The organism is Mycoplasma enhydrae, assembly GCF_017116825.1.
In the GTDB taxonomy this organism is placed as follows: domain Bacteria; phylum Bacillota_I; class Bacilli_A; order Mycoplasmatales; family Metamycoplasmataceae; genus Metamycoplasma; species Metamycoplasma enhydrae.
Genome location: NZ_JAFIRD010000002.1, coordinates 33,867 through 48,602 on the forward strand (window position 1 = coordinate 33,867; position 14,736 = coordinate 48,602).

Sequence of the window (14,736 nt, forward strand, 5' to 3'; positions counted from 1 at the left end):
TAGCCAAAAAGCTTATTAAAATGACAAAACCAGTATTTTTTAATTGCATTTATTTACTAAAAAAGCAGTTTATCTTAAATTTTGTTTAAAATATGTACATAAGAACGAAAGGAATAACTATGAACAGAAAAATACATGTGGCAAATTTAATTTTTATGTTTTTCATATTAATTTTTGTTTTAACGGGTACTTTATTATTACATTTTCTTGTTATTAAACCCGACAAAATTGCACTTAACTCAAATAACATAACGGCACTATCAAATCAAATATGAACAGCTTTAAAAGCTAAACCAATATGAGTAATGATTTTGTCATTAGGTTCTATTGGAATGGCTAGTTTACTAAGTATATTGTTATTAGTATTTATTATTATTGGTTCAATTGACGGATTTAAGAATAAAAACTATGCAGTTGGAATATTGTACATAATTGGTGCGTTTATTCCATTTTCAATATTCACTCTTATTGCAGCTAGCGTTGGAGCGGCAGCACAAAGAAAATCAAGCTAGAAAACAGATTTAAAAAGTGAAGCTAATTGCCTCACTTTTTATATATCATTTTTTGATGTTCAGAAAAAACACATCCCCTAACTTCTGATTCGTATTCAGCGCATCTAGTAACAATATATTTAAATGCCTTATCAAAGTCTTCAAAGCATAGGTTTCTAATTTTTTCAATTCCTTCTCATCTTCTGCCCTTGCTAATTTTATCTGCCACATATAAAATTTTATCTAGTAAGGTTAAATCAAGGTCAAGTGAAGTGTGCTTTTTAATAGCATTAAGAACTTCGTCATTATTATATTTATAAATATCTCTCAGTCAATAATATGCTGTTGTTTGATGTAATTTGTAATTCTCTAGATTTTCTTTTGTATAACCATATTGCTCTAAAAATTTATATGAAGCATCTTCAGTTCAGTTTTTAGTTATGTCGTGAGCATAACCTGCTTGATATGCATTTTTAATACTACACTTAAGGTGTTGAGCTAGTTTCGCTGCGAATTCACCTGTTCAGGCTAAATGGAAATAGCGAAATTGTTTTTCTTTATCTTTTATATCAAAAAGCAAACCCTTAGCAATATCTTCAAAATATAAAAAGTTAGTCCCTATATATTCTTGTACTTTTTCATTCACTATATCTAATTGGCCATTTCTATATTGAGTAGATGAATAATTTCAAACAGGATTATTCAGGATTTGAACTTTATATTTCTTGACGTTAATTTTTGAAAATTTATTATTACGATTAAATGCTACTATTTGACTTAATTCACTAATTTCTTCTATATTTTTTCATTTATTTAATGATGGTATATTATCAGTTCCAATAAATAAAAAAAGTTCATCATTAGGATATTTTTGCTTGAAATATTTAATAGTATCGATAGTATATGAAGTGCCGCCTCGTCTAACTTCAAAATCACTTAAAAACATTTTATCTTCTAAAACTAAATTAATCATATTAATTCTGTGTTGATTATTAACATAATTATTAACTTTTTTAAAAGGGTTTACATTTGCAGGCACAAAAAATAATTTGTCTAAATTTAAGTGTTTTATACCATATTGTGCAAGCTGAATATGGCCCTTATGTACAGGATTAAAGCTGCCTCCATATATTCCTATTTTCATTAGTTCTCCAAATCTATTTTTTTATCGCGTTTTGCTGTATTTTTTCTTAAAAATTTAATGTTTTCTTTTTGAACACTTTGTTCTTTTAAATACTGATTCGCACTTTTAAGAACATTTTTTTCAAACTTAAAGTTATTATTATTTATTATTTTATCAATTTCAGAAGCATTTTTATTTTCAAATAATTCAATACTCTTGTTAATGCTAAATACTGATCTAAGGGAAGATAATGCTATTCCTAAACCTCTTATATATTCACTTTCTCACATGCTTTCAAACAAAAATAAAACATAATTTCAAATAGTCTCTTCATTATTTGTTCAGTTTGAAAGTTTTTTGCTTTTTCTAATTCATTCTCTATTTTGGTGACGAATCGATACTGATATTTCTCTACCTTCTAAATTTAAGTCTTTAGCACGGTTACAGATGTTGTTTAAAATTCTTCTTAGCTCTTTAATTATAAAAAGATAATCATTCGAATCATCATTCATAAAGGTTTCAGAATTACTAATACTTTTTATATCTTCATTAAGCACATGTTGTTTATTCTCGTTCTCACCCCTTAGATCTTTTATTAACATAAAATATCTATTTCCAAAAACTTTCTTTAAAAAAATATCATTTTTACAATTAATTAAGTCCCTATATGTTTGTATACCATAGTCATTCAATTTTTTTACACTGGCTTTTCCAACACCAAAAATTTTCTTAATGTCTAAGTCATAAAAGCGAGTTTCAATGTCTTCTTTTTTAGTTTCAATAATGCCAAAAGGCTTAGCCATGTTAGTGGACATTTTAGCTAAGAATTTTGTATACGAGATGCCAATCGAGCAAGGTATTTTGAGGTGTTTTAATAATGATTGTTGAATATGCTTTGCCATATTTAATGGTGTATCATATTTTTTATATTCATTTGTGATATCAATAAAACATTCATCAATTGAGTACACTTCAATTTTATTAGAATAATGATCCTGTATGTATTCAAAAATTTTTTTAGACATCATTGAATATAAATCATAATGTGGTTCTATTACAACTAAATCTTTAATTTGTTCTTTTACTTTATAAAAAGGATCACCCGTTTTAAAACCTAGTTTTTTAACTTCATAAGAAGCAGCAGAAATAATTGCTCTTTTTAAATTGGAAGCAATAACTACAGGTTTATTTTTTAACGTATCATTTTTTGCTCTTTCACAGCTAACAAAAAAAGTATCCATGTCAATATGTAAAAACACTCTAGCCATTAATACCTTTCTTAAATGCACGATAAACAATTGAAGCACATTCTAGTCTATTTAAATGTGCTTTTACATTTTCAAAAACAATTAGTTTATTTAATTTAACATTTGAATCATATTCTTTTTGATTTATCATTTCAAAATAAGCATCTAATATTTTATTAATGTCTTCTTTATTCTTATTTAATAATTGTTCAATCACTAATTCAACACTAGCAATAAAAACAGCACAACCTTCTGCAAAGTAGTTGGCTTTTATTAATACATTATTTTGAAAAGTTAAATATAAAGTTAATTCATCAACACAAATGCTAGAATGTTCAAAAATTCCGCCTTCTTTTTTATTTTTTAAATTATACTGAGGGTTGGAATAGGCATTAAATATTATTTTTTGCTTTTCTATATTACTAAAAGATTTCAATAAAGTTACCTCCTTTTTTTAAGGAACTTACAAGACTATCAATATCTTTTTTATTGTTATATAAAGCAAGCGAAATTCTAACATAGTCATTGTTATATTTATTTACTTCTTTAAATTTGTAAGCACAAAAAGATCCAGAGCGCACATAAATATCTCTCTGACCTAGAAAATGAGATATTTCTTGAGAAGGAATACCTTTTATATTAAATAAAATAATTGTATCCCCCCGTTTTGAGTCTATTTTTATATTTGGAATTTGTAACAGTTTATCAAATGCATATTCAGCAATTGCTTTTTCATGTTCTTTAATTTCATTAAAATTAAATGATTTAAAAAACTTAATAGCTTCACCAAGTTGTAAAATACCTGCTATATTAGGAGTACCAGGCTCTCATTTACCTATTGTTTCTCGAATGGTTCATTGTCATGATTTCAAAATATTTTGAACCTGTCCACCACCTCATTTTTGCGGAGATAGTTTTTTTAATAAATCATTTTTTATAGCTAAAACACCTGTACCTGTTGGTCCATATAATTTATTTCCAGAAAAAGCTAAAACATCACAATAATCAAAATTAACTTCATCATGCACAATAGCTTGAGCAGCATCATTAATTAAATTAGCACCAACTGACTTACATTTTTCATATATTTTTTTCATATCATAATGAACTTGAAAATTATTAGTTGTTTGAGCTAGAACCACAATTTTAGTATTGAAATCTATTTTATTCAAGATATCTTTTTCATCGAAAGCATATTCTATACTAAGCTTACTATTTTTAAAATTTTCTATAAAAGGAATAATAGCTGAAGAATGATTAAAATAACTAAAAATAATCTTCCCTTCTCTATGAACTGAAGATAACATTTTGGCAATTAGATTAAGTGATTCTGTAGTTCCTGATGTAAATATCACTTCATCTGGTTTTGAATTAATAAATTTTGCAATTTCATTTCTTGTATTTTCTAAATCAAATTTAACTTTAAAACCGATTTTTGTATCAGCGGTTCTAGTAGATATAGAATATTTTTCATAAAATTCTGTGCCTTTATCAATAACTATTTGAGGTTTAAAAGTTAAAGCAGCATTGTCTAGATATACAATATTTGGATTATTTTTAAACATTGGAAACAAGTTTCTAATTTTTTTAATATCCATGTTAACTCCTTTTTTCAAAATGTGATAAATATTCTATATTTTTTGACTTCTCACCTAATATTGGACTCTCAACAATTTCATTAACTAAAACAAAGTCGTTTTTCTTTGCATGTTCTATTACTCGATCAATGATGAATTTATGATGTTGTTTGTCAACAAAACCTCCAGGCTGTACATATTTGCTACTAGCTTCAAACTGAGGTTTGATTAGAGCTACGAGTTGACAATTATTATTAAAGATTTTATTACATATTTCAAATACATGTTTGAGACTTATAAATGACACATCGCAGGTTATTAAATCAATATTTTCATCAAACATATTTTCAGTTAAATTTTTTAAGTTTGTTTTTTCATAAACAAAAACATTATCTTTGATTCTTAATGAATAGTCAAGTTGATTAGTTCCAGAATCCACAGCATACACTTTTGAGGCATTATTTTCTAATAGAACTTGAACAAAACCTCCAGTAGATGATCCAATATCTAGGCAGACTTTATTATCAACTTTAATATTGAATTTAGTAATTGCCTCTTTTAGCTTGTATGCCCCCCTGGACACATATTCTTTTTCATAATTGATTATTTTAATTTTAGAATCTTCTGGAAATTTTAAACTAGATAAAAATACTTTTTCTCCATTAACTATTATTTTGCCTTGCATAACAATAGAATCAATAGTTTTATCATCTAAATTATGTTTAATTTTAATTAGCTCTTTTAGTGTTTTTTTCATATTTCTGTTATTATTTTTTGATAATGTTTTTATCTACTAGGTCCAATACTTTATTTATAAACTTATAATCATCATTTGGTGAAAAAATCTTAGATATATTAATCATTTCATTAATGACAACTTTAGAGTCGTTATATGTTAATTCATATATACCAAAAATAATTATTGCCCTAGTTAAAGGATTTATTCTTATCCAGTCTCAATTTTTAGAAATAAAGTTTTTAGCAATATTTTGAATAATTTCATGTTTAGATTCAATGATTTTCAGAGTTTTAATTTCTTTGTCGTTTAGAACATTTAATTCATTATCAACAATTTCTTTACTATCAAGAGTTTTATCAAATAATTCATATTGATATATGTAACCAATAATATTTTTTCTAAACTGATATCTTTTTATAAGAAATCTATTTTTATTTAGTTCATCCATTAATCCTCCAAAATATTGATTAACTTAATTTGCTTATTAGCATCATTTTTTGTTAATGTAAAAATAACACCATTTAATTGACATTTATTTTTTGATACTTGAAAAGGTAATTTAGAATTAAAGCGCATTTTTTTATATACTTCATCAAAATTAGATCCTATAGCACAATCCCTGGGTCCGCACATCCCAGCATCAGTTAAATAATATGTACCCTTAGGTAAGATCTTAGCATCGTTTGTTTGAACATGAGTATGTGTACCAATAAATGTATCAGCCTTACCATCTACATATAATCCAAATACAGATTTTTCTGATGTGGTTTCAGCATGAAAATCAATAATACAATAGTCTGCTTCCAAGTTTTCATAAGCTTTATCAAATTCATCAAAAAAGTTATTTGCACTTTCTTGTTTTCAAGGACTTAATAAAGGATTAAATGTTATACCCATGAATGACATGATTGCAATTTTATTTCCTTTTACATCAAAAATTCTAATTCCAGATCCTGGATAACCTTCATCAATGTTTATTGGTCTGATTAAATCTTCATTCTCAATGATCTCATTAATATCATCTTTAGCTCACACGTGATTTCCTAAAGTAAACGCATCAACCCCTATTGATTTTAGGCGTTTATAATCTTTAGGAACAAACCCCTTTCTACCTGAAACATTTTCAGCTTGTGCAATAACAAAGTCAATATTATTATCTTTTATTATTTTGTCTATTTGTTTTTCAACAAAATCAATTCCCGGTGTTCCAAAAATATCACCAAGAAACAAAACGTTTATATTTTCTTCTTTTTTCATAGTTTAAATTATATATAATTTAACAATCATTGTGGTTATCTAATAAAAATAAAAGCGAAAACACAACGATTCGCTTTTAAATTTAAGTATTAAAATGAGTAAGTTACTTTGCATTTATAACTATTTTAGTCTCCATTTAACTTCTCAATTACTAGATTATAAATTTCATCATATAGGTCCTTATTAGTTTGTAATAATAATGCTAAATTAACTTGACCTTGGGCAATATTATCTCCATTATAGCTATATCATGAACCTTTTCTATTGATAATTTCAAATTGCTCTGCCATATTAATAATCTCAGTTATTTTTGAAATTCCTTTTGAAAATACTATCTCAATTTGAGCCGTTTTATAAGGTGGAGCTAATTTGTTTTTCACTACTTTACACTTAATTTGGTTTCCGGTAATATCACCATTATATGATATATTTTGAACTTTTCTTACCTCTAAACGAATTGAAGAGTAAAACTTTAGTGCTTTACCACCAGAGGTGGTTTCTGGATTACCAAACATGACACCAATTTTTTCTCTTATTTGATTTAAGAAAATAACAGTAGTTTCATTTTTTGAAAGGGTTCCGGTTATCTTTCTTAACGCTTTTGACATTAATCTAGCTTGTGCACCAATTGTTTGATCCTTCATTTCTCCGTTTAGTTCAACTTCTGGAACTAAAGCAGCAACCGAATCTACAACAATTAAATCAAAAGAACCACTCTTAGCCAGTGTGTCAACTATTTCTAGAGCTTCTTCACCTGAACTTGGTTGCGATAAAATTAAATTGTTAATATCAACACCTAAATTCTTGGCATAAATAGGATCAATTGAATGCTCTGCATCAATGAAAGCAGCAATGCCTCCTAATTTTTGAACTTCAGCAATTGCATGTAAAGCCAATGTTGTTTTTCCACTGCTTTCAGGCCCATAAATTTCAATTATTCTTCCCTTAGGTCATCCACCAATTCCTAAAATGTTATCAATTGCTAATGAGCCAGAACTAAAAGTTTTAGGTATAACATCCAAACCTTCACCCAAAACCATAATTGCTTCATCGCCAAAATCTTTTCTAATATCTTTCAGAATTTTATCTATGCTTTGTTTTAAATTATTTTCTTTTTTATCTGCTGACATTTTTTCTCCTTAAACATAATTTTGGCCCTTAAACTCCAAGATTTACTTATTTTGCTAATAAAATAAGAAAACTATAATAAAAAACTAGGAAATCAAAAATACAAGCATTTAAAGCTTATATTAATTATTTAGAAAAGACTTGTTCTAATTTTTTAATAGCTCAATCTTCTATTTTGATTGATAAGGTTATGGTCTTTGTATTTTCTGTTTTTTGATATACATCTATGATTTTGTATTCGTGAATACCTTTAATTGTTTTTAGTTTATCGATATGACTTTGAATACTTTCTTTGTTTTGTAATTCAATTGTAATATCTCTAGATTTAATTGGTTCATGACGGTAATTAACAAAAGAGTTTTGTTTGTTTGTTAATTTATTTAGTTTAATTTCAGCAAAAATAGCATCACTATTAATCAATTTTGGATGTATTTTGCCAATATAACCAATCATTTCTTCATCTAAATAAATTTCAGCTGCAGCATTTGGACTGAAATTGGCGCTATCTGTTTTTTTAAAATCAAGATTTTGATTTGTTAAAGAAATAATATCAAGTTTAATTTCGTCAAAGCTCTTTTCATTTGACACTAAACCTAAAACATTCATTTCTCTTTCAATCATACCTATATCAAAATATGAACCTTCTTCAAAACCTTGCTTTTTGTTTGAAATCAGTACATCATTTAAAACACTTATAAATGAATAACGAATTTGTGAATGTTCATAATTTTTTGAATCACTAGCATTTAAAGTTTCTTTAAAATTAAAAGGATTAAAGATATTTTTTTCTGGATTAATTAGAGTATATGTTTTAACATTAGCATAATTTTTATTAGCAAGTTTTTCTATATATTCAAAAGTATTATTTTTTTCATAATTTAATCTTTGAATTTTAGGTTGTTTTAGTGGAAAATGATTGTAACCATAAAATCTAAAAAACTCTTCCACAAAATCTTGCATTGTTTCCATGTCATAACGATAACTTGGAAAAGTAACAGCAGAAAAATCACTTTTAAACTTAAAATCTAATATTGTTAATTTCTTTAAAACTTCATCATATTTTTTGGTTTTAATAATGCTAAAACCAGCAAACTTTGTTAAATATGCTTTATCTAGTAAAATTGTTTTTTTAGTTACTTTAGGAGCATTAATTTGTACTGAAAAATCGGTTAGATATTTAGCTAAAAAATTGTAAGCTAAGATAACTAAGCCATTAGATATTTCACGACTAGCTCTTAAAGAAGCATTAGTTATCAATTTAATTTCTTTTGAATTTTTTCTGACACTGGCTATGTTAAATGAAGCTAGTTCAAAAATTGCTTTTGAAGATTTGGGTCTAAATTGCTTATTTTCAAGGCCAATAGTAGCCGCTAATGAAACCGGTGTATCACCATTTTTAACTACTAAAGCATTTTCTACTTCAACTTCTTTATTACCTAAAATGTTTAATTTGCCAGAGTAATTTTCAACACTAAATTCATTTGAATTTAAATCATCCTTGTTATAAACATGGCAAGGAACACCAGTATATAATAAAACAAGATTAGTTAAATCAACTGCACTTGAAAAAGTTTTAATGCCATGTTTTCACAATAACATACTTTCTTTAATGCAACATTTTAAATTATTGTTTGATGCCTCTACAAAACTAAAAGCATTAGTTGATTTAAGACTTTTTACTTGAAAATTAGAAATAAGATTTGGTGTAGGTTTTTTTGGTCATTTAATTTCAGTATCAAAATAAGCCGCTAGTTCTTTAGCCATTATTAAATAACATTGTGCATCAGCTCTATTTGATAGTATTGATACATCAATTAAATAATCATCTAAATCAAAATATGAAATAGGATCAATATTAAGATCCATTTTATTTAATTGAAAAATTCCATCTCTAAATTCTTCTGGCACAACATTAGCATCAAAACCTAATTCTTCTAGCCCAACAAGCATTCCTTCTGAAACAATACCTTGCATTTTTCTGGCACTAAAAACCATTTTTCCGTTTCTAGAACCAGGAACAAAAGACATTACATATTGGTCATTTTTCATATTTGTAGCAGTGGTTTGAATAATTGCTTTGTGCCCATCTCCATATTCCACTTCACAAACAGTTAAACGGTCGGCTTCAGGATTTTTATAAGTATTAATAACATGGCATATTTTTATACCTTCAACATCACAAAATTTATTATAGTTTTCGACTTCAAATCCTATTGAATTTATAGCATTAACAACATCTTCAATTGATTTATTTTTTAAATTAGCTAAATTACATAGCGTTTTATATGAAAAAATCATTATTTAATCTCCTATCTAAATTGCTTTAAAAATCTTTTGTCGTTGTTGTATAGTTCTCTTATATCTTCGATGTCATATTTTATCATTGTTATTCTTTCAATACCTATTCCTGCCGCAAAACCATTCATTGAATTAGTGTATCCCGCTGATTTAAGGACTTTTTCATGTAACATTCCCGCCCCTAAAACTTCAATTCATTTGTTTTTAAAGAATATATCCACTTCCACACTTGGTTCTGTAAAAGGAAAATAAGAAGGCCTTAATCTAATTTCTATTTTTTCTTCAAGAACATAAGAAAGCATTTCTTTTAGTGTATACATTAATGATGAAAATGAAACATTACCTACACTTACTAAGTCTAGCTGTGTAAATTGATGAGTATGTGTTTTATCTTCTTCATCATTTCTATACACTTTTCCAATGCTAAATTGTGAAAACTCTTTATTAGCATATTTTTCTAGTGCTCTAGCACTAATACCAGTATTATGGGTCCTCAATAATTCATTTTTATTTAAATATAAAGAATCTTGCATATCTCTAGCTGGATGAGATTTAGGAATGTTTAAATGTTCAAAATTATATTTATCAATTTCAATTTCAGAACCTTCTAGTTCAATGTAGCCATTCATTAATAATCAATCTCTAAAACGTTTGCTAATAAGATTGATTGGATGAATTGAGCCTGAATAACTTAATGGAGTTGCATAATCAATAAATTCATTTTCTAGTTTTCTTTGAGTTTCTAATTCATTGATTTTATTTTTAGCTTCTTCAAAAAACGCTTCTGCTTTATTTTTTAATTCTTGCAATTGGCGACCATAAATTGCTTTTTCAGCAACTGGTGCTGTTCTTAATTTGTCCATTAAATCTTGTAATTCTTTAGATTTTGAAAATTCATTTTTTGCCAATTTTAAATCTTCTAAATTCTTAATTTTATCTAATTCAAACATACTTTATTTTCCTTTCTTTTCCATTATAGATTTTCAATATTCTTTAATTTTAATTTCCATTCCTTGATTTTGGTATTCAAAAAAACTAGTATTTTTAAGTTCATTAGGTAAGTATTGTTGCTCAACAAAATTTTTATCAAAATCATGAGGATATTTATATCCTACTCCTCTTCCTAATTGAGATGCGCTTTTATAATGTGCATCTTTTAAGTGTATTGGTGGCTCATAAATTTTGCCTTGTTCAAGCAATTTTTTAACCCTATTAATAGCCAAATAATTAGAATTTGATTTAGGACTTAAAGCAATATTTAAAATTGCAAACCCAATTGGCAAATAACCTTCTGGTAAACCTAATCTTTCAAATGCTTCAATGGCATTTAAGACTTGGTGTCCTAAATTAACATTAGCTAAACCTACATCTTCATAGGTGGCGCATAACATTCTTCTAAATAAGCCATCAACATCACCAGTTTTAAGTATCAATAAACCTCAATACAAAGCAGCATCGGGATCAGAACCACGCAGTGATTTATGAAAAGCGCTGAGTAAATCATAATGCCCATCACCGTCATTATCAGAATAAAACTTAATTGAAGGTATTATATTTTTAATTGTTTCTAATGTTATTGAACCTTTAGTAAATAATTTATTAATTAATTCAACATTATTTATTGCACTTCTAAAATCTGAGTTTGACTGAACTGCTATAAATTCTTGAATTTTTTTATCTTCAAGTCATTTGATATTTTTTTCAATCGCAATTTTATTTAATTGATTAACAATATCATTTTTTGAAGGAGACTCTAGTTCAATAATATGGCAACGAGACCTTAAAGCAGGGTTAATTTTAAAATAAGGATTTTCAGTTGTGGTTGCATAAATTGTAATCTTATCATTTTCAAGATAAGGCAATAAAATATCTTGTTTATCCTTATTTAATCTGTGAATTTCATCAATTATTAAAATATCATTATTTTTAATTTTGATTAGCAAATCATCTTTTCTATCAATGGCGGCATTAAAATAATCATAACTAGCATTGATGCTGTAAGCTAAAATATTTGCAATTGTTGTTTTGCCGGTGCCAGGTTTGCCATAAAAAATAAAGGAAGAAAAATCTTTATTTTCAATAATTGATTCAAACAATTGTTTTTTTTCAGTCGAACAAACAAAATTGTCTAATTTTAAGGGTCTCAAGAGGTTTGCTAAGTTTGCCTTCATGTATTAAATTATATAAGATAAAACTTTCCAGAATAAAAATAGATTTTTATTTTTATAACATGACTATTGGTTGATGTTTTCATGCTTTTCTTTTTGTTTTTTATATGCACTTTTTAGTATTAAACAACCCGAAATTATTCCAAGAATTCTAAATGCTAGACAAGCACCCAACGAAAGTCAAAAAATAACCTTATTTTTAGATTTTCAAGATTCATATGCAATTAAACCATTGAAAACTATTGATACTAAAAAAACACACAGAAATGTTACTAATGCTCCAATAAAAACAGTTGTTGATTTTTTAAGAGAAATAGTTTCTTCTGATTTTAATAATTTAGTTAATTCATCATATTTTTTAACATTATATTTTTCTAGCAGCGAGCATTGGTATTTAAGGGCCAAAATTAATGAAACAATTAAGAAAATACTAAAAATAATTACCACTAATGATAATACGATTTGAATTCAGCCAATTTTCTTTCTATTCATAAAATTCCTTAGTTAGATTAATTATAAAAAAAATGCGCAAAATTACGCATTTAAATTTATTTTTCTGGTTGTGTATTTTCAACCACAGGTTTTGATTCTTTAACAGCTTCCTTTTTAACAAATTCTTTTTTTACTGTGCCAATATAAGGTAAAATAGCAACAAGTCTAGCTCTTTTAATAGCTAATGAAACAGCTCTTTGGTGTTTAGCACATGTTCCTGTAATTCTTGATGAAAGAATTTTTCCTTGTTGGTTTACTAATTTTGATAATAGTTCTTCATTTTTATAATCTACATAAACAACTGGTGATTTACTTAAACAAAATTGACATGGACGTCTACGTACAAATGGTTTTTTACGAACAATTCTTGCCATAATAAATTCCTAACTTATCACTCCAGACCGTTTGGATCATCTTCGATTCTTCAGTTTAAATCTGGATTTGAATTTTGTGTTGAAACACTAGCTTTTTCTTCTTGGGGAATACTAAATTCTTTAGTAGCATTGTTTTTTCTTCTAGCTTCACTAACTTCTTTTGTTTCCAGTGATTGAAGTCTGTTTACACTCACAACATAATTATTAACTGTTTGTCCATTTTGATCTATTGTTTTAGAAGATTGAAAAGTTCCTTCAACAGAAACTAATGAACCTTTATCAATATATTTGTTAATAAATGCAGCATCATTTCTTCATGCGATGCAAGGAATGAAATCTGAAACAGGTTCAGCATTTGCATTTACAAAAGGTCTTGTAACTACAATAGTGAATCTTGAATATTCAATATTTGATGCAGTTTCACCTTTGTATGGTTTTGAGGCTAATCTACCAATTAAAATAACTTTATTCATTTATATTCTCCCTATTTAGTTGAAAGTTGGTCAACTATTTTTCTTCACTAGTTTTTTCTACAGCTTTTTTTGTATATCTAGGTTTTTTGTCAGTTTTGTTTTCTTCAGTAGAATCTTTAGTTGTTTCTTTATTTGTTTTACTATGTGATTTTACATATGGTTTTCTATTATCAAAAGATTTTTTTATAAATCTTTTTTGCTTTTTAGGTTTTAGGCCTTTTTCAGAATCTAAATTAATTATCAATGTTCTTAAAATTGATTTGTCAATGTTAAGTCTTCTTGTCAATTCTTTTAGTGCTTCAGGCTCTGATTTTGTTAAAACTAAAAAGTATTTGGCATGTGTTAATTTGTTAATAGGATATGCTAATTCAGTTCTTTCCAATCTTTCGATTTTAGTGTTTTCTTTATTTAGAATTGATAATAATAATTTCTTTACACTTTCTTCGCTAGATTCTGGATTAACTAGAATCATAATTTCGTAATTTGACATTAGTTCTCCTTTTGGACTTTTGGGTCTTTTGCGACCAAGGAGTCTTTACCCTTGTTAAAATTTCATGTAAAAATAGTTTTATTTTGAATATTTAACTTTTAAATTATATATTATATAATTCAATATTTTGAATAAATTTTTAGTATAAAAAATGACCTAGATTTAGATCATTAATTATCACATTTAATTTTTTCCTTAGCTTTATCGGTGGTTTTAAATGAAACTTTAGCTACATTGCCCAATTCTTTTTCACCAAATTTTAAAATAAAATCTGCCGCTAAATCAACAATTAAGTTTGATGCACCTAATTTAAAATTAAAATTATCATATTTTTCTTTTTGCTCTTCCATTTTTTGCAACAAAATATATCTAGCAAAAATTGAAGCACAAGCAACACTTAAATAATTATCTTCTGCACCAGTTTCCAACACTAAATCATAATCATTCAAGTTAATGTCTAAAAACATATTTTTAGATTTAAGAGTTTGATCATGTTTTTTAATATTTTCAATCGAAGCATACTGATCAATAACAATTGGAATATTTTTATTTATTCTTTTTTTCAGCCTACTAATTGAATTAAAATGAATTAGTGTTTTAACAGCATTATTATTAATGCCCATTTTAGTTAATGTATTGTAACCGGCTTGGCTTAAAATAGTGTGCTTGATGAAAACTAAATTCTTTTCTTGAATATATTTAGCTAATTCAATAATTTTTTTATCACTAAGTTTTTTACTATCTTTAATTCCTAAGGATTTGATTAAAGAAATACTTTGTTTAGGTATATAGCAAGCCACTGAAATAACAGGAGTAAAATAATCTCCTACTCCTGTTTCATCTACTCCTATATATTCAAAGTATTTTTCTTCTGTCATA

General features: G+C 26.6%; 17 protein-coding genes. 1 reads left to right on the top strand and 16 read right to left on the bottom strand.

Features of this window, described 5'->3' with window-relative positions; translation table 4 throughout:
• The first annotated feature begins 119 nt into the window (after positions 1–119).
• The gene (locus JXZ91_RS01200; RefSeq protein ID WP_205851199.1) at positions 120–512 is read left to right on the top strand and encodes a hypothetical protein; all 393 of its coding nucleotides are present in this window, start codon (positions 120–122) and stop codon (positions 510–512) included.
• A gap of 22 nt (positions 513–534) precedes the next feature.
• Here the strand turns inward: JXZ91_RS01200 and JXZ91_RS01205 are convergent, their stop codons facing one another.
• The 16 genes from JXZ91_RS01205 to JXZ91_RS01280 form a co-directional block, all read right to left on the bottom strand.
• Positions 535–1,635 carry a nicotinate-nucleotide adenylyltransferase gene (locus JXZ91_RS01205; protein ID WP_205851200.1) on the bottom strand — a complete coding sequence of 367 codons (1,101 nt, stop codon included), beginning with the start codon at positions 1,633–1,635 and terminating at the stop codon, positions 535–537.
• A complete protein-coding gene (locus JXZ91_RS01210; RefSeq protein WP_205851201.1) occupies positions 1,635–2,882 on the bottom strand; it encodes a Y-family DNA polymerase in 1,248 nt (415 codons plus the stop codon). The genes JXZ91_RS01205 and JXZ91_RS01210 overlap by 1 nt, the downstream gene beginning before the upstream one ends.
• On the bottom strand, positions 2,875–3,297 hold the full coding sequence (locus JXZ91_RS01215; protein WP_205851202.1) for an iron-sulfur cluster assembly scaffold protein: 423 nt from the start codon (positions 3,295–3,297) through the stop codon (positions 2,875–2,877). The genes JXZ91_RS01210 and JXZ91_RS01215 overlap by 8 nt, the downstream gene beginning before the upstream one ends.
• Complete coding sequence (locus tag JXZ91_RS01220) at positions 3,284–4,459, bottom strand: aminotransferase class V-fold PLP-dependent enzyme (RefSeq protein WP_205851203.1); 1,176 nt, start codon at positions 4,457–4,459, stop codon at positions 3,284–3,286. The genes JXZ91_RS01215 and JXZ91_RS01220 overlap by 14 nt, the downstream gene beginning before the upstream one ends.
• A gap of 1 nt (position 4,460) precedes the next feature.
• Positions 4,461–5,195, bottom strand: coding sequence for a TlyA family RNA methyltransferase (locus tag JXZ91_RS01225; protein WP_205851204.1), 735 nt, complete (start codon positions 5,193–5,195; stop codon positions 4,461–4,463).
• Positions 5,196–5,205: 10 nt separating this feature from the next.
• Entirely contained in the window at positions 5,206–5,625 is a 420-nt protein-coding gene (locus JXZ91_RS01230; protein ID WP_205851205.1) for a transcription antitermination factor NusB, read from the bottom strand.
• Complete coding sequence (locus JXZ91_RS01235; RefSeq protein ID WP_205851206.1) at positions 5,625–6,434, bottom strand: TIGR00282 family metallophosphoesterase; 810 nt, start codon at positions 6,432–6,434, stop codon at positions 5,625–5,627. Before JXZ91_RS01235 ends, JXZ91_RS01230 begins: the two co-directional genes overlap by 1 nt.
• Before the next feature lie 125 nt (positions 6,435–6,559).
• Positions 6,560–7,564 (bottom strand): recombinase RecA, encoded by a 1,005-nt coding sequence (gene recA / locus JXZ91_RS01240; RefSeq protein ID WP_205851207.1) that lies wholly within the window; start codon positions 7,562–7,564, stop codon positions 6,560–6,562.
• 124 nt (positions 7,565–7,688) lie between these two features.
• On the bottom strand, positions 7,689–9,860 hold the full coding sequence (locus JXZ91_RS01245; RefSeq protein WP_205851208.1) for a phenylalanine--tRNA ligase subunit beta: 2,172 nt from the start codon (positions 9,858–9,860) through the stop codon (positions 7,689–7,691).
• 11 nt (positions 9,861–9,871) lie between these two features.
• Positions 9,872–10,810: a phenylalanine--tRNA ligase subunit alpha gene (gene pheS / locus JXZ91_RS01250; RefSeq protein WP_205851209.1), complete on the bottom strand. Its 939-nt coding sequence runs from the start codon at positions 10,808–10,810 to the stop codon at positions 9,872–9,874.
• A 3-nt stretch (positions 10,811–10,813) separates the two neighbouring features.
• The gene (locus JXZ91_RS03625; protein WP_205851210.1) at positions 10,814–12,031 is read right to left on the bottom strand and encodes a replication-associated recombination protein A; all 1,218 of its coding nucleotides are present in this window, start codon (positions 12,029–12,031) and stop codon (positions 10,814–10,816) included.
• 63 nt (positions 12,032–12,094) lie between these two features.
• The gene (locus JXZ91_RS01260) at positions 12,095–12,520 is read right to left on the bottom strand and encodes a hypothetical protein (protein WP_205851211.1); all 426 of its coding nucleotides are present in this window, start codon (positions 12,518–12,520) and stop codon (positions 12,095–12,097) included.
• Positions 12,521–12,576: 56 nt separating this feature from the next.
• Positions 12,577–12,894 carry a 30S ribosomal protein S18 gene (rpsR, locus tag JXZ91_RS01265; RefSeq protein WP_205851212.1) on the bottom strand — a complete coding sequence of 106 codons (318 nt, stop codon included), beginning with the start codon at positions 12,892–12,894 and terminating at the stop codon, positions 12,577–12,579.
• Between the two features lie 14 nt (positions 12,895–12,908).
• Positions 12,909–13,367: a single-stranded DNA-binding protein gene (locus tag JXZ91_RS01270; RefSeq protein WP_205851213.1), complete on the bottom strand. Its 459-nt coding sequence runs from the start codon at positions 13,365–13,367 to the stop codon at positions 12,909–12,911.
• Positions 13,368–13,401: 34 nt separating this feature from the next.
• The gene (gene rpsF, locus JXZ91_RS01275; RefSeq protein ID WP_205851214.1) at positions 13,402–13,857 is read right to left on the bottom strand and encodes a 30S ribosomal protein S6; all 456 of its coding nucleotides are present in this window, start codon (positions 13,855–13,857) and stop codon (positions 13,402–13,404) included.
• A 170-nt stretch (positions 13,858–14,027) separates the two neighbouring features.
• Positions 14,028–14,735, bottom strand: a complete 708-nt coding sequence (locus tag JXZ91_RS01280; protein ID WP_205851215.1) for a ribonuclease HIII — start codon at positions 14,733–14,735, stop codon at positions 14,028–14,030.
• Between the last annotated feature and the right edge of the window lies 1 nt (position 14,736).